The 14,832-nt window shown below is 71.8% G+C and carries 15 protein-coding genes; 10 read left to right on the top strand and 5 right to left on the bottom strand.

Annotation, left to right across the window (positions count from 1 at the left end; genetic code table 11):
- Positions 1-141: 141 nt before the first annotated feature.
- From mshD to pstB, 8 genes are all read left to right on the top strand, one after another.
- Positions 142-1,128: a mycothiol synthase gene (gene mshD / locus ACFY4B_RS40015; RefSeq protein ID WP_387976300.1), complete on the top strand. Its 987-nt coding sequence runs from the start codon at positions 142-144 to the stop codon at positions 1,126-1,128.
- A 349-nt stretch (positions 1,129-1,477) separates the two neighbouring features.
- On the top strand, positions 1,478-3,655 hold the full coding sequence (locus ACFY4B_RS40010; RefSeq protein ID WP_387976304.1) for an RNA degradosome polyphosphate kinase: 2,178 nt from the start codon (positions 1,478-1,480) through the stop codon (positions 3,653-3,655).
- 121 nt (positions 3,656-3,776) lie between these two features.
- Entirely contained in the window at positions 3,777-4,865 is a 1,089-nt protein-coding gene (locus tag ACFY4B_RS40005) for a CHAD domain-containing protein (RefSeq protein ID WP_074006420.1), read from the top strand.
- Between the two features lies 1 nt (position 4,866).
- Entirely contained in the window at positions 4,867-5,382 is a 516-nt protein-coding gene (locus tag ACFY4B_RS40000; RefSeq protein WP_375876675.1) for an NUDIX hydrolase, read from the top strand.
- Positions 5,383-5,609: 227 nt separating this feature from the next.
- Positions 5,610-6,743 (top strand): phosphate ABC transporter substrate-binding protein PstS, encoded by a 1,134-nt coding sequence (pstS, locus tag ACFY4B_RS39995; RefSeq protein WP_049655979.1) that lies wholly within the window; start codon positions 5,610-5,612, stop codon positions 6,741-6,743.
- A gap of 151 nt (positions 6,744-6,894) precedes the next feature.
- The gene (gene pstC / locus ACFY4B_RS39990; RefSeq protein ID WP_049655977.1) at positions 6,895-7,872 is read left to right on the top strand and encodes a phosphate ABC transporter permease subunit PstC; all 978 of its coding nucleotides are present in this window, start codon (positions 6,895-6,897) and stop codon (positions 7,870-7,872) included.
- Positions 7,869-8,939, top strand: a complete 1,071-nt coding sequence (pstA, locus tag ACFY4B_RS39985; RefSeq protein WP_049655976.1) for a phosphate ABC transporter permease PstA — start codon at positions 7,869-7,871, stop codon at positions 8,937-8,939. Before pstC ends, pstA begins: the two co-directional genes overlap by 4 nt.
- 42 nt (positions 8,940-8,981) lie before the next feature.
- Positions 8,982-9,758 carry a phosphate ABC transporter ATP-binding protein PstB gene (pstB, locus tag ACFY4B_RS39980; protein ID WP_049655974.1) on the top strand — a complete coding sequence of 259 codons (777 nt, stop codon included), beginning with the start codon at positions 8,982-8,984 and terminating at the stop codon, positions 9,756-9,758.
- A 186-nt stretch (positions 9,759-9,944) separates the two neighbouring features.
- On the opposite strand, the gene ACFY4B_RS39975 is transcribed toward pstB, so the two are convergent.
- Positions 9,945-10,940 (bottom strand): inorganic phosphate transporter, encoded by a 996-nt coding sequence (locus tag ACFY4B_RS39975; protein WP_049655972.1) that lies wholly within the window; start codon positions 10,938-10,940, stop codon positions 9,945-9,947.
- 5 nt (positions 10,941-10,945) lie between these two features.
- Entirely contained in the window at positions 10,946-11,566 is a 621-nt protein-coding gene (locus tag ACFY4B_RS39970) for a DUF47 domain-containing protein (RefSeq protein WP_030059626.1), read from the bottom strand.
- 361 nt (positions 11,567-11,927) lie between these two features.
- On the opposite strand from ACFY4B_RS39970, the gene ACFY4B_RS39965 reads away from it, so the two are divergent.
- The gene (locus tag ACFY4B_RS39965) at positions 11,928-12,296 is read left to right on the top strand and encodes a metal-sensitive transcriptional regulator (protein ID WP_049655968.1); all 369 of its coding nucleotides are present in this window, start codon (positions 11,928-11,930) and stop codon (positions 12,294-12,296) included.
- Positions 12,297-12,340: 44 nt separating this feature from the next.
- Here ACFY4B_RS39965 and ACFY4B_RS39960 read toward each other — a convergent pair whose 3' ends face one another.
- Both ACFY4B_RS39960 and ACFY4B_RS39955 read right to left on the bottom strand, forming a co-directional pair.
- On the bottom strand, positions 12,341-12,529 hold the full coding sequence (locus tag ACFY4B_RS39960; RefSeq protein ID WP_049655983.1) for a hypothetical protein: 189 nt from the start codon (positions 12,527-12,529) through the stop codon (positions 12,341-12,343).
- A 198-nt stretch (positions 12,530-12,727) separates the two neighbouring features.
- The gene (locus tag ACFY4B_RS39955) at positions 12,728-13,627 is read right to left on the bottom strand and encodes a hypothetical protein (RefSeq protein ID WP_387976297.1); all 900 of its coding nucleotides are present in this window, start codon (positions 13,625-13,627) and stop codon (positions 12,728-12,730) included.
- Positions 13,628-13,786: 159 nt separating this feature from the next.
- Between ACFY4B_RS39955 and ACFY4B_RS39950 the strand changes: the two genes are divergently transcribed.
- Positions 13,787-13,978, top strand: coding sequence for a hypothetical protein (locus ACFY4B_RS39950; RefSeq protein ID WP_143204767.1), 192 nt, complete (start codon positions 13,787-13,789; stop codon positions 13,976-13,978).
- Between the two features lie 44 nt (positions 13,979-14,022).
- Here ACFY4B_RS39950 and ACFY4B_RS39945 read toward each other — a convergent pair whose 3' ends face one another.
- Positions 14,023-14,745, bottom strand: coding sequence for a phosphatase PAP2 family protein (locus ACFY4B_RS39945; RefSeq protein WP_074006422.1), 723 nt, complete (start codon positions 14,743-14,745; stop codon positions 14,023-14,025).
- Positions 14,746-14,832: the final 87 nt, after the last annotated feature.

The raw sequence follows: 14,832 nt of genomic DNA, 5'->3' as shown, positions 1-14,832 counted from the left end.
AAGCTAAGCCTTACAGCGCCGATGGTACTGCAGGGGGGACCCTGTGGGAGAGTAGGACGCCGCCGAACAATTCTTCAGAAGAACCCCCATCCGGGACCCGGATGGGGGTTCTTCGCATTTCCGGTGACGTATCGTCAGGGCATGGACGATCAGACAGCGGTCATTGCGAACGATGTGCTCCGGCCCGCGCAGCGCGACGGCGCTCTGCGTGTTCTGGCGGAGGCCCAGGCGGTGGACGGCCGGGCCGCCGTGTCCGAGCAGGGCCGGCTCCGGCTGCGGAACGCGGAGACTCCGCGCCCGGGCGTCATCCATCTCGTAGAGACCGAATCCGGGGCCGAACCCGAGACCGAAACCGGAGCCGTCCTCGGCTACGGCCAGCTGGAGGTGCCGGAGAACCCGGCCGCCAACCCCGCCGCCGAGCTGGTGGTCGATCCCGCCGTCCGCGGTCGCGGCCTGGCCCGTCCGCTGGTGGACGCCGTCCTGGCACAGGCCCACCGCGCGGGGCGCGAGGCGGTGGACTTCTGGGTGCACGGCGGCCACCCGGCGGCCCGGCACCTGGCCGAGGCGTACGGCGCGGAGCTGGTCCGCGAACTGCGCCAGATGCGCCGGCCCGGCCCGCAGACCGAGGACGTGGTCGTCCCCGCGGGCATCGAGCTCCGCACCTTCCGCCCGGGGGAGGACGACGCCGAGTGGCTGCGGCTGAACGCCCTGGCCTTCGCCCACCACCCCGAGCAGGGCACCTGGACCGAGCAGGACCTGGCCGAGCGGATCGCCGAGCCCTGGTTCGACCCGGCCGGCTTCTTCCTCGCCACCCGGGACGGCAAGGTGGTCGGCTTCCACTGGACCAAGGTGCACCCGGCCACCGCCACCGAGCCCGAGCTCGGCGAGGTGTACGTGGTCGGCGTGGACCCGGCGGAGCAGGGCAGCGGCCTCGGCCGGGCACTGACCGCGGCGGGCCTTCGCCACCTGACCGGCACCGGCCCCGGCGAGCGCGGACTGGGCGCCGTCCTCCTCTACGTCGACGCCGACAACCCGGTGGCCGTGCGGGTGTACGAACGTCTGGGGTTCACCGTCCACGAGGTGGACCTCATGTACCGGGCCCCGTACCGGGCGCCCCGCCCCGCCTAGCCGCCGGTAGCCGCCGTCGGCCGGAACGCCCCGGAACACCCCCCCCGGACCGGGGCACGGACCAGGGAACGGACGGGGTACGGGACGGCCGAACCCCTTGCCCCGACCGACTCAGCTTTCCTCCCGGCCATGCGGTGTTTACCGTGGATTCAATTGCTGCCGCGAAGATCACAGGATGAAGTCCGTAGTGTCTCGCTCGTGCAGAGTCGACCGCCACGCACCGGCCGGTCCTGTACGGACCGCGCCCGGAGGGTGGGTGCTGTCCCCGGGTCCGGCCCGGGGCGAGGGCGACGGCCCGCAGAGCCCATCGCGTCCGGACGCCGTCCTGCTGCTGGAGGAGCTGGAGCCCATGAGCATCCCCCGCCCCGTCTCTGCCCCGCTGTCGCCCCCGGCCCGGATGTCCAGCGCGCTGGGGATCCCGCCGGAGCTGCCGGCCACGGACGACGAGGAGTTCGAAGCGCTGCCGCAGGGCCGCTTCCTGGACCGCGAGCGCAGTTGGCTCGCGTTCAACGAGCGGGTCCTGGAGCTGGCCGAGGACCCGGGCATCCCGCTGCTGGAACGGGCGAAGTTCCTGGCGATCTTCGCGAGCAACCTGGACGAGTTCTTCATGGTCCGGGTGGCAGGCCTCAAGCGCCGGATCGCCACCGGCGTCGCCACGCGCAGTGCCTCCGGCCTCCAGCCGCGCGAGGTGCTGGACCTGATCTGGACCCGCTCGCGCGAGCTGATGGCCCGCCACGCCGCCGCCTTCCAGCAGGAGGTGCTGCCGGACCTCGCCACCGAGGGCATCGAGCTGGTCCGCTGGTCGGAGCTGGCCGAGAAGGAGCAGGCCCGGCTGCACACGCTGTTCCGGCAGAAGATCTTCCCCGTGCTGACCCCGCTGGCCGTCGACCCGGCGCACCCCTTCCCGTACATATCGGGACTCTCACTGAACCTGGCCGTCGTGGTGCGCAACCCGGTCTCCGGGCACAAGCACTTCGCGCGGGTCAAGGTGCCGCAGTCGCTGGCCCGTTTCCTGGAGGCCTCGCCCCAGCGGTACGTCCCGCTGGAGGACGTCATGGGCGCCCACCTGGAGGAGCTCTTCCCGGGGATGGAGGTGCTGGCCCACCACGCCTTCCGCGTCACCCGCAACGAGGACCTGGAGGTGGAGGAGGACGACACCGAGAACATCCTCAAGGCCCTGGAGAAGGAGCTGATGCGGCGGCGCTTCGGCCCGCCGGTCCGGCTGGAGGTCGAGGAGTCGATCGACCCGTACATCCTGGACCTGCTGGTGCGGGAGCTGAACATCACCGAGGCGGAGGTCTTCCCGCTGCCCGGGCCGCTGGACCTGACCGGGCTGTTCGGGATCGCCGAGCTGGACCGCCCGGAGCTCAAGTACCCGAAGTTCGTGGCCGGCACGGCCCGCGGGCTGACCGACGTCGAGTCGGCCTCCCAGCCGGACATCTTCGCCGCGATGCGCGAGCGCGACGTGCTGCTGCACCACCCGTACGACAGCTTCTCCACCTCGGTGCAGGCCTTCCTGGAGCAGGCCGCCGCCGACCCGGACGTGCTGGCGATCAAGCAGACCCTGTACCGCACCTCCGGCGACTCGCCGATCGTCGACGCGCTGATCGACGCGGCCGAGTCCGGCAAGCAGGTGCTGGTGCTGGTCGAGATCAAGGCGCGCTTCGACGAGCAGGCCAACATCAAGTGGGCCCGCAAGCTGGAGGAGTCCGGCTGCCACGTGGTGTACGGCCTGGTCGGGCTGAAGACGCACTGCAAGCTCTCGCTGGTGGTCCGGCAGGAGGGCGACACCCTGCGCCGCTACTCCCACGTCGGCACCGGCAACTACCACCCGAAGACGGCCCGGCTGTACGAGGACCTCGGCCTGCTCACCTCCGACCCGCAGGTCGGCGCGGACCTCTCGGACCTGTTCAACCGGCTCTCCGGCTACTCGCGCCGCGAGTCCTACCGCCGTCTGCTGACCGCCCCGCGCGGCCTGCGCGACGGGCTGGTCGCGCGGATCCACAACGAGATCGCCCACCACCGGGCGGGCCGTCCGGCCTACGTGAAGGTCAAGGTCAACTCGATCGTCGACGAGGCCGTGATCGACGCGCTGTACCGGGCCTCCCAGGCGGGGGTGCCGGTGGACGTCTGGGTGCGCGGGATCTGCGCGATCCGCCCGGGTGTCCCGGGGCTGAGCGAGAACATCCGGGTCCGCAGCGTCCTGGGCCGCTTCCTGGAGCACTCCCGGATCTTCGTGTTCGGCAACAACGGCGATCCGGAGGTCTGGATCGGCAGCGCCGACATGATGCACCGCAACCTGGACCGCCGGATCGAGGCGCTGCTGCGGATCACCGATCCGGCGCACCGCGCCGAGCTGTCCGGGCTGATCGACCTCGGGGTGTCGGACGAGACCGAGTCCTGGCACCTGGGGCCGGACGGCGCCTGGACCAGGCACTCGCAGGACGCCGAGGCCCGGCCGCTGCGACACGTCCAGGACCTGCTGATCGACTCGCGCCAGCGCCGCAGGGCCGCCACCTCGCGCTGACGCGCCCACTGATGCGAGCCGCCGGAGCAGTCGGGCCCCTCGGGGCCCGAAGGGGACCTGTTCCGGCGGTCGGCCACCAGCTCCGGGGGACCGCCCCGGGGGAACGGGGATCTACCACGCCATGACCGAAGCGCCGATGACGGCCCAGGCGGCCTCCACAGCGACCGCCGGGGACATCCTCTCCCGCCACCTCACCGTCCAGGCCGGCGCCTTCCTGCGCGCGCTGCCGCTGGCGGTGGGCGAGGTCGGTGCCAGACCCGGGACGGCCTCGACCGTCCCGTCGGCCGGCACCTCGGACCTGCTGCGGGCCGTCCGGCGGATCGGCGGGCTGCTGCACACCTTCGGCTCGGTCTTCGAACAGACCTGGGCGCAGGAGTCGCGCACCGAGCTGCGCTGGCTGCTCAACCTGCTGGCGCTGGAGCCCGGCTACGTCCGCCGCTCGGCCCGGCTGCTGGGCGCGCTGGACCTGCTGAGCGGCACCGACCCGGAGGGGACGGGCATGCTGGCCGGCCACGCGGGCGCCCCCAAGGCGCGCGCGCTGCTGGACCGGCAGCTGACCCTGGCCCGGACCAGGGCGCACTCCACCGTGCTCCAGGAGCTCCGCTCCGCCCGGCTGCACGCGCTGGCGGACCGGATGACCCTGCTGGTCGGCGAGGCGCCGCTGCTGGACTCGGCGGACGGCCGGGCCCCGGCCGTGCTGCTGCCGCAGGCCGCCGCCGCGTTCGCCGCGCTGTCCGCGGGCGCCCAGCAGCTGCCGCTGCAGCGGGCCGCGACGCCGTACGGCGGGGACGGGCTGCGCCGGCTGGGCGCGGTGCCGGCGTCCCGCGGGGCGACGGACGCGGACACCGCGCTGGCGGCCGACGACGCGCCCTGGGCGCGGTTGCGGATCCTGGTGAAGCGGGCCCGGTACGTGCTGGAGGTGTGCGGCCGCGCGTCCTCCGAGCTGGACGGGCTGGACGCGGTGCTGGACCGGCAGCAGGAGGCGGCGGACGCCGCCGTCACCGCCGCCACCGCGGCGCGCACCCCGCGGATCACCCCGGCGACCGCGTACGTGCTGGGCGTGGTGCACGCCGACCAGCGGCTGGAGGTGGAGTCGGCGCGGTACGCCGTCGGCCGCCGCTGGCCGGACCTGCCGCCCGGCCCGGACGGCTGGCTGGAGCTCGTCCCGGCCGACGCCTGGGGGCACTCCGTCGCACCCCGGACGGTCTGAGGTGGGCGAGCGCCCCCGCACCGGCCGGGCAGCGGCCGGTGCGGGGCACGGCCCGGTGATCCTGGCGGCGGGCGCGGTGCTGTGGCTGCCGGGCCGGCCGAAGAAGAGCGGCCGGCTGGGGCGGCCGCGGATCGCGCTGGTCCACCGGCCCAAGTACGACGACTGGAGCCTGCCGAAGGGCAAGCTCGAAGCCGGTGAGGGGATGGCCGAGGCGGCGCTGCGCGAGGTCCGGGAGGAGACCGGGTTCCACTGCCTGCTGGGCCCGGAGCTGCCCACCCAGCACTACCGGGTGCAGGGCCGTCCGAAGGAGGTCCGCTACTGGGCGGCGGTGCCGTCGAGCGGGTCCTTCCGGCCCAACCGGGAGGTGGACCGGCTGGACTGGCTGCCGGCCGGGAAGGCGCGCGCACGGCTCACCCACGACCAGGACCGGCTGCTGGTCGACGCCCTGCTGGCGGTCCTGGGGGCGGAGCCGGTGCGGGCCGCGGGGGCCGGGTCGGTGAAGGAACGGTGGAAGTGATCTCGTCGCGCCCTCCCCGTGACGCAACCGTTACTACCTGACGTAGTTTCCTGTCATCCGTTCGAGGTTCACTCGCCGTTCACTTGCGACCGGCTGTCGTGTCACTTACCCGGCCTAACTTCGGGACCACCGGAGGGCCGCACGGGCCCCGGACCACAGCAAAACCCGCGCTGGGCCGTACGCGTACGGCGCACGCCAAGGGCAATGCCACAGAAAGGGACACCCCTGTGAAGCTCCAGCGGAACGGCCGCTCCAAGGCCCTCGCGATCGGTGCCATGGCGCTCGTCAGCTCGCTGTCGCTCGCCGCCTGCGGGTCGGACAACAACAACAACACGACCGCGTCCGGTGGCTCCAACGGCTCCGCCGCGACCAGCGCGATCAACTGTGGCAAGGCCGGTTCGCTGATCGCCGCCGGTTCGACCGCGCAGACCGCGGCGATGGACGTCTGGAAGACCAGCTTCGCCGCCGCCTGCTCCGGCAGCACGATCAACTACCAGGGTGGCGGCTCCGGTGCCGGCATCCAGCAGTTCAACCAGGGCAAGATCCAGTTCGCCGGCTCCGACTCGGCCCTCAAGCCGGCCGAGGTCGACGCCTCCAAGGCGGTCTGCACCGGCGGCCAGGGCATCGACCTGCCGATGGTCGGCGGTCTGATCTCGCTGGTCTACAACGTCGACGGCGTCGACAACCTGGTCCTGGACGGCCCGACCTCCGCCAAGATCTTCGACTCGCAGATCACCAAGTGGAACGACCCGGCGATCGCGGCCCTGAACCCGGGCGCCAAGCTGCCGGACGCGGAGATCCAGACCTTCCACCGCTCGGACGACGCCGGCACCACCGAGAACCTGACCAAGTACTTCGCCGCCGCCGGCGGCGGCGCCTGGACCTACCCGGCCGGCAAGGCCTGGGCGGCCAAGGGCGGCCAGTCGGCCAACGGCAGCGCCGGCGTCTCGGCCCAGGTGAAGCAGGTCAAGAACTCGATCAGCTACGTCGAGCTGGCCTACGCCCAGACCAACAGCCTGAAGAGCGCCGACATCAACACGGGCGCCTCCAAGCCGGTCGCGGCCACCGCCGAGAACGCCGCCAGCACCATCGCCAAGGCCCAGGCCGCCGGCACCGGCAGCGACCTCGCGCTGAAGCTCGACTACGCGACCAAGGACGAGGGCTCCTACCCGCTGGTCCTGATCACCTACGAGATCGTCTGCGACAAGGGCAACAAGGCCGAGACCCTCGACACCCTGAAGTCCTTCCTGACCTACACGGCCAGCGACGCGGGCCAGAAGGCCGTCGGCGAGAAGGGCTACGTCCCGCTGCCGAAGGCCGTGACCGACAAGGTCAACGGCGTCATCGCGACCCTGGCCTGACCCGACAGGACCCCCGGTGGGGCGGCCCCGTGAGCGAGGGGGGCCGGGGCCGCCCCACCGGAACGCACCACACCCAGCACCACGTCCGGGGCACCGCCGCCATGGTGCCGTTCCCCCTTCCGGGGCGGCACCACCAGACCGGAGTAGACCAATGACTTCATCCTCCCCTGCCGCCCCGCGAGGCAGGGAACGCCGGCCGCGCGACAGCCGGGTCGGCGACAAGATCTTCATGAACCTCGCCCGGGGCTCGGGCATCCTGCTGCTGGTCATCATGGCCGCCATCGCGGCGTTCCTGACCTGGCGGTCGGTCCAGGCCCTGAGCACCAACGAAGGCAACTTCCTCACCTCCTTCGAGTGGACGCCGGACGCCCCGAAGCCCGTCTTCGGCATCGCCGTCCTGGCCTTCGGCACCATCGTCAGCGCCGTCATCGCGATGGCGATCGCCGTCCCGGTGGCCATCGGGATCGCGCTGTTCATCTCGCACTACGCGCCGCGCCGGATCGCCCAGCCGTTCGCCTACCTGGTCGACCTGCTCGCCGCCGTCCCCAGCATCGTCTACGGCCTCTGGGGCGCGCTCTTCCTCGTGCCGCACATGGACGGTCTGACCAGCTGGCTCAACGAGTACCTGGGCTGGACGTACATCTTCGACCAGACCAGGACCGGCACCCCGCGCAACCTGTTCACCGTCGGCATCCTGCTGGCGATCATGGTCCTGCCGATCATCACCGCGGTCTCCCGCGAGGTGTTCCGCCAGGTGCCGCGGATGCACGAGGAGGCGGCGCTCGCGCTCGGCGCGACCCGCTGGGAGATGATCCGCACCGCGGTGCTGCCGTTCGGCCGCCCCGGCATCATCTCGGCCTCGATGCTCGGCCTCGGCCGCGCGCTCGGCGAGACCATCGCGGTCGCGGTGGTGCTGTCCGCCAGCAACGTCCTGTCGCTGCACATCCTCGACGCCGGCGGCGGCACCTTCGCGCAGAACATCGCGCTGAAGTTCGCCGAGGCCGGGGACAACGGCCGCAACGCGCTGATGGCCTCCGGCCTCGTCCTGTTCGTCATCACCCTGCTGGTGAACGGTGCCGCGCGACTGATCATCGCCCGCCGCAAGGAGTACTCGGGGGCCAACGCATGACCGTCACCGCGCTCGTCGAGGACGCCCGGCCCGTCGGCCGTCCGCTGACCGCCAACCGCCTGCCCAAGTGGGCCCCGGCCGCCGTCGCCGCCGGCTCGATCGCCCTCGGCTGCGGGATCGGCGCGGTCGGCGGGCTGGCCAGCCACCTCCAGTGGGGCCTGATCTCGGGCCTGCTCTTCCTCCTGATCAGCTACACCCTCTCGGCCCAGGTCGAGGGCCGTCGGCAGGCCAAGGACCGGTTCGCCACCTCGGTGGTCTGGGTCGCCTTCATCCTGGCCGTCGTCCCGCTGGTCGCCCTGACGGTCTACACCGTCCAGCAGGGCATCCACGTGGTCGACGGGAACTTCCTGGGCCACTCCATGAAGGGCGTGATCCAGTCCGGGCCCGGCGGCGGCATCTACCACGCGCTGATCGGCACCCTGGAGCAGGTCGGCCTGGCCACCGCCATCGCCGCCCCGATCGGTCTGCTGACCGCCGTCTACCTGGTCGAGTACGGCCGCGGCACGCTCGCCAAGGCGGTCACCTTCTTCGTCGACGTCATGACGGGCATCCCGTCGATCGTCGCCGGTCTGTTCATCCTCTCGATCTGGAACCTCGCGCTGGGCTTCAGCTACTCCGGCTTCTCGGGCAGCCTCGCACTGGCGATCCTGATGATGCCGGTCGTGGTCCGGTCCACCGAGGAGATGCTCAAGCTCGTCCCGAACGAGCTGCGCGAGGCCTCGTACGCGCTCGGCGTGCCGAAGTGGAAGACCATCCTGCGGATCGTCCTCCCCACCGCGATCGGCGGCATCACCACCGGTGTGATGCTCGCGGTCGCCCGCATCACGGGCGAGACCGCCCCGGTGATGATGCTGGTGTTCGGCGCCGACTCCATCAACAACAACCCGTTCGAAGGCCCGCAGCAGTCCCTGCCGATGTACATCTGGCAGCAGTACTCGCAGGTCAACAACGACTTCGGCTACGCCCGTGCCTGGGGCGCGGCGCTGGTGCTGATCGCCTTCGTGATGGGGCTCAACCTCATCGCCCGGGGCATCGCGCGCTGGCGCTCGCCCAAGGGCGGGCACTGAGCGACCGACTGACGTACGAGACAGACGAGAGAAGCAACGATCATGGCCAAGCGCATCGACGTCAGCGGACTGTCGGCCTTCTACGGCACCACCAAGGCCATCGAGGACATCTCGATGAGCATCGAGCCCCGCTCGGTGACCGCCTTCATCGGCCCCTCCGGCTGCGGCAAGTCCACCTTCCTGCGGACCCTCAACCGGATGCACGAGGTGATCCCCGGCGCCCGGGTCGAGGGCAAGGTCCTCCTGGACGACGAGAACCTGTACGCCTCCAACGTCGACCCGGTCGCCGTGCGCCGCTCGGTCGGCATGGTCTTCCAGCGCCCGAACCCGTTCCCGACCATGTCGATCTACGACAACGTGATCGCCGGTCTCCGGCTCGCCGGCGTGAAGAAGAAGGCCGTGCTGGACGAGGTGGTGGAGCGCTCGCTGAAGGGCGCCAACCTCTGGAAGGAGGTCCACAACCGGCTGAACAAGCCGGGGGCCGGCCTCTCCGGCGGTCAGCAGCAGCGCCTGTGCATCGCCCGCGCCATCGCGGTCGAGCCCCAGGTCCTGCTGATGGACGAGCCCTGCTCCGCGCTCGACCCGATCTCCACCCTCGCCATCGAGGACCTGATCGGCGAGCTGAAGGAGCAGTTCACCATCGTCATCGTGACCCACAACATGCAGCAGGCGGCCCGCGTCAGCGACCGCACCGCCTTCTTCAACCTGGCCGGCGTCGGCCAGCCGGGCAAGCTGGTAGAGCTGGACGACACCCAGCGGATCTTCTCCAACCCGCAGGTCCAGGCGACCGAGGACTACATCTCCGGCCGCTTCGGCTAGACCGGCCCCGTCACGGGCGGCGCCCCGGCGCCGAGCGGCGTGACGGATCGCGAGCTGTCCCGTGGTGCTGCATGGCGGTGCCGCCACGGGGCATGGAAAAGGGCCCGCCCCCGAGATGTGGGGGCGGGCCCTGTCCGTTCGTGCGTCCTGCTCCGCGCGTCCTGCTCCGTGCGTCCCGCGGGGCCGTCAGCCCCAGAACAGGTGGGCGAACCAGTACACCAGCGCCGCGACGAGCGCGGCCGCCGGCATCGTGATGAACCAGCCGAGCACGATGTTCTTCGCGACGCCCCAGCGCACCGCGCGGATCCGCTTGGTGGCCCCCGCGCCCATGATCGCCGCGGTGATCACGTGGGTGGTGGAGATCGGCGCCTTGAAGACGAACGAGGTGACGTACATGACCGTGGCGGCGGTGGCCTCGGCCGCGAAGCCCTGCGGCGGGTCCAGCTCGATGATCTTGCGCCCGAGCGTCCGCATGATCCGCCAACCGCCCGCGTAGGTGCCCAGCGAGAGCATGGTCGCGCAGGAGATCTTCACCCAGACCGGGATCCCGTTGCCGGACTGGTGGCCGGAGATGGTGAGCGCCATCACCACGATGCCCATGGTCTTCTGGGCGTCCTGGAGACCGTGCGCCAGCGCCATCGCGGCGGCCGAGGCGGTCTGGGCGACCCGGAAGTTGCGCTTGGCCTTGTGCGGGTTGGCCCGGCGGAAGATCCACAGGATCGCCAGCATCACCAGGAAGCCGCCGACCAGGCCGACCACCGGCGAGACGATCATCGGGATGACGATCTTGTCGAGGACCCCGCTCCAGATCACGTCGATGCCGCCGGCCATCGCCGCGCCCACCATGCCGCCGAACAGCGCGTGCGAGGAGGAGGACGGCAGGCCGAAGTACCAGGTGACCAGGTTCCAGGCGATCGCCCCGACCAGGGCGGCGAACAGGATCACCATGCCCTTGTCGCCGGTGGGGGTCTCGATGATCCCCTTGGAGACGGTGTGCGCCACGCCGCTGCCGAGGAACGCGCCGGCCAGGTTCATCACCGCGGCCATCGCCAGCGCCGCCCGGGGGGTGAGCGCCCGGGTGGAGACCGAGGTGGCGATCGCGTTCGCCGAGTCGTGGAAGCCGTTGGTGTACGTGAAGAAGAACGCAACGCCGACGACGGCGATGAGTGCTGCCATGTCCACGAGGGTCAGGACTCCTTGACGGCGATGGTCTCCACCGTGTTGGCGACGTGTTCGAACGCGTCCGCCGCCTCCTCAAGGACGTCCACGACCTGCTTGAGCTTGAGGACCTCGATGGCGTCGTACTGACCGGAGAACAGGTGGGCGAGCAGCTTGCGGTGGATCTGGTCGGCCTGGTTCTCCAGCCGGTTGACCTCGATCCAGTACTCGGTGAGGTTGGACATGCTGCGCAGGTTCGGCATCGCCTCGGCGGTGAGCTCCGCGGCGCGCGCCAGCACCTCGATCTGCTGCTCGATGCCCTTCGGCAGGGTCTGGATGTCGTAGAGGACGACCAGGTCGACGGCCTCCTCCATGAAGTCCATGATGTCGTCCAGCGACGAGGCGAGGCTGTAGATGTCCTCGCGGTCGAAGGGCGTGATGAAGGACGAGTTCAGCTGGTGGAAGACGGCGTGGGTGGTGTCGTCCCCGGCGTGCTCGGCGGCGCGCATGCGCTCGACGATCTCCGCACGGGCCGACACGTCTGATCCCAGCAGCTCCAAGAGGAGCTTCGATCCGACGACGAGGTTCTCCGCCGCGGCGGCGAACATGTCGTAGAAGCTCGTCTCCTTCGGGGTCAGGCTAAAACGCACGGAAATCTCCGATGTGCGGGGTAGGGACTGAACGATGCTAGGTGCAACCAAGCGCAATCACGCAAACGGGGGGCCGGGGAAGGAGCCGGAAGCTCCCCTTCCGTTCGGCTGCCGCACCGGCTGATCCGGACCGCACCGCCACGTGCGGACTGGAGCCCTCAGTCTGACGGAACCTCGCCCGGATTGTCCCCGTCGTGCGTACGGAAGACCGGGGCGCCGCTCAGACGGGTGAACCGCCGGCCACCCCCGCTCCCGGCCCGGCGGCACGTGCCGGGTCGGCCGTCGGAACACCACGGAGGGCCCCGGTGTTGGACACTGGTGGCCGACGCAGCCACCAGGCACTGAGACGAAGGCGGGGCCGATGACCACCACGCAAGCGCGCACCGAGCCGGAGCACGCGCAGGGGACCGACCCGCACGCCGGCCACGCCCCGGCCGGGCACCACGGCCCGCACGGCTACAGCGCGCAGAAGGACGCCCACCTCAAGCGGCTGCGCCGGATCGAGGGCCAGATCCGCGGCCTCCAGCGCATGGTGGACGAGGACGTCTACTGCATCGACGTGCTCACCCAGGTCTCGGCCGGCACCAAGGCGCTGCAGTCCTTCGCGCTCTCCCTGCTGGAGGAGCACCTGCGGCACTGCGTCGCCGCGGCCGCCGAGGAGGGCGGCGCCGAACTGGACGCCAAGGTGGCCGAGGCCACCGCCGCGATCAGCCGACTGCTGCGCAGCTGAGCCGCCGGCCGTCCGCCGCTCCGGGGCCCGCCGCGCGGGCCCCGCTAGCCGTCGGCCTCCCGGTCGGCCTGCCCGGGTTCGCTCCGGTCCAGCAGCACCTCGTCGATCCGCTCGGTCGGCAGCCGGTCGCCGGAGCTGGCCGTCGCGGCGATCATCAGCTCCCCGGCCAGATCGATCTCGTCGAGGGCCGCGTCGTCGTGGCCGCCGCTGCGGCCGCCCGTGGACGACACCACCTGCACCACCCCTTCAGTGCCTCGCCAGCCCGGGCGGCAGCCACCCGGAGCCCAGCCTAGGCACTCCGGGGCCCGTCCACATGGCACGGACGGGCCATCTCGGCACCGCCGAAACGGGTGGCCGTCGCTCCCCGGACGGCCACCCGCCCCGGCCGCACCCCGTCTCGCCCCGGCAGCCCGGGAAGCATCGGACCCGCCCTACTTCGGGCTCTCCGTGGGCTTCATCTGGTAGATGTCCGAGGCCGCGGGCTCGGCCGCCTCCACCGGCTTGCCGAAGTCCGCCAAGGAGGTCGTCGACGTCACCTTCACCTGGTCCTTGGGCTCCTTCGACCCGGCCACCCCGGCGAAGGTGAACACCTCGACCACCTTGCGCAGCCGGCCCTGGTCGTCCAGCCAGGCGTCGTACGGGACCTCCTTGACGGTGAAGGTCTGCGCGCCCGTCCGCAGGCCGTCCCCGCCCCGCCCGCCGGTCGCGTCGGCGGCCTTCGCCAGGTCCAGGGTGCCCCGGTAGTGGTGCAGCGCGACGCCGTCGACGGTCTCGGTGCCCACCGCCTCCGCCTTCTGCGCCCCGCGCAGCGCCCCCGCCGCCGAGGCCGGGTCGGTGGCGCCGCTGCTGACCAGGTTGCCGTCCGGCAGCTGACGCACGTCCAGCTTGACCCACTTGCCCTCGGGGACCTTGGCGCCGCTGTTCTGGAGGTAGACGGTGCCCGGCAGGACCACCTCGACGATCTTCCCGGTGGTCGCCGCGCCCGGCGGCACCTGGACCTCCAGCCGGCCGATCCGCTTGACGTAGTCGTAGCCGCCCGTGCCGCTGAACGAGGCCTTCTTCTCGGCGGACTCGGTGACCAGCTCCGTCGCGGTGTGCGCGGAGCCGGTGCGGCCGGTGATGTCGGCGGCGTTGCGCACCGCCGTCAGCGGGTCCGCGGCGAGCTGGTCGGGCGCGGCCGACTGCTGGTCGGAGGAGCCGTCGGCGGATCCTCCGGAGCAGCCGGTGGCCCCCGCCGCCAGGGCGGCGGCGAGCAGGGCGGCCCCGGCCGCCGAGCGCAGGTGCGGACCCGGCCGGCGTGCCGGCCGTCCGGTGCGCTGCTGGTCGGTCATCTTCATCCTCGCGACAACCCCCTCGGGCCCGACTGCCCCGCCGGACACCACCGGTGGGCAGAGCTCTTTCCGGGCAAACGAGTTGGGGCGCGAAGGGTTACGGGGCCGGTACCGCCGGAGCGTCGCGCGGGGGGCGTCCGGCGCGTTACGGTGAACCACGTGCACAGTGAGCTGCCGGTCGCACCCGGCACCACCAGGATGCCCGAACACCGCCTCGTGATCAGCGAGCGCGGCTCCTTCGCCTTCGCGACCTGCAGCTGCGGCTGGTACTCCCCGGCCCGCCGCTCGCGCGACCTGGCCCGCCGTGAGGGGGCCGACCACCTCGCCGGGAACGGCGCCGAGCCGGACTGACCGCTTGGACCGCTTGGACCGCTTGGCCGCGTCCGCCCGCGGGCTCAGGCCGCGAGGTCGGACTCCGGCGGCTGCTCCCCGGCCCGCACCGCCCCGCGCCCGCGCCGACGGCCGCGCGGACCGGCCCCGCCGCGGGCCGCGCCGCCGCGCTCGGGCGCCCGGATCAGCGGGGCGACCGCCGTCCGGCTCAGCGCGTGGCAGAACGGCACCAGCACCGCCATCGCGATCGGCGCCAGCAGCAGCACCACGGCGACGGCCAGCGCGAAGCCGCCGATCACGTCGGTCGGGTAGTGGACGCCCATGAACATCCGGCAGAAGCCCTGGAGCAGCGCCAGCCCGCCGGCGATCCAGCCCAGCCTGCGGTTCACCAGGAACAGCGCCACCGCGACGCCCATCGTCATGGTCGAGTGGTCGCTGACGAAGGAGTGGGTGCCGGCCTTGCCGTCCACCAGCACCAGCAGCCCCGGATGGTCGACGAAGGGGCGCGGGCGGTTCACGATCGCGGCGATCGGCAGGTTCGCCAGCTCGGCGACCGCCACCGAGAGCGGCACCCAGAGCAGCCCGGCCATCGCCACCGGCGCGTCCGGACGGCGCCTGGCCTGGAGCCAGGCCACCAGGCCCAGCATCGCCAGGCCGATCAGGATGCCGTACTCGCCGATCCACGAGACCAGGTGGTCAAGCCACTGCGGGGAGCGCTTGGCCAGGCCGTTGACGGCGTAGAGCAGGTCGAGGTCGGGGTTGGTCGTGTCGGCAAGCGGCGTCGACACGCCGCACCTCCTTCTGGTCCACTGCACCTGTACGTTCCCGCCGGGGCCGGCCCGGCGCCGAAAGCTGACGGGGGGCCACCGGACCCA

The sequence above is a fragment of the Kitasatospora sp. NPDC001261 genome (assembly GCF_042896795.1).
In the GTDB taxonomy this organism is placed as follows: Bacteria; Actinomycetota; Actinomycetes; order Streptomycetales; family Streptomycetaceae; genus Kitasatospora.
The sequence above is the reverse complement of the archived record's forward strand: the minus strand, read 5'-3'. Positions and strand labels throughout refer to the sequence as shown.

Bases quoted from the DNA above. Each gene is read 5' to 3' on its own strand.
- mshD (WP_387976300.1), top strand. From the start codon at position 142: ATGGACGATCAGACAGCGGTCATTGCGAACGATGTGCTCCGGCCCGCG.
- ACFY4B_RS40010 (WP_387976304.1), top strand. From the start codon at position 1,478: ATGAGCATCCCCCGCCCCGTCTCTGCCCCGCTGTCGCCCCCGGCCCGG.
- ACFY4B_RS40005 (WP_074006420.1), top strand. From the start codon at position 3,777: ATGACCGAAGCGCCGATGACGGCCCAGGCGGCCTCCACAGCGACCGCC.
- pstC (WP_049655977.1), top strand. From the start codon at position 6,895: ATGACTTCATCCTCCCCTGCCGCCCCGCGAGGCAGGGAACGCCGGCCG.
- pstA (WP_049655976.1), top strand. From the start codon at position 7,869: ATGACCGTCACCGCGCTCGTCGAGGACGCCCGGCCCGTCGGCCGTCCG.
- pstB (WP_049655974.1), top strand. From the start codon at position 8,982: ATGGCCAAGCGCATCGACGTCAGCGGACTGTCGGCCTTCTACGGCACC.
- ACFY4B_RS39965 (WP_049655968.1), top strand. From the start codon at position 11,928: ATGACCACCACGCAAGCGCGCACCGAGCCGGAGCACGCGCAGGGGACC.
- ACFY4B_RS39955 (WP_387976297.1), bottom strand. From the start codon at position 13,627: ATGACCGACCAGCAGCGCACCGGACGGCCGGCACGCCGGCCGGGTCCG.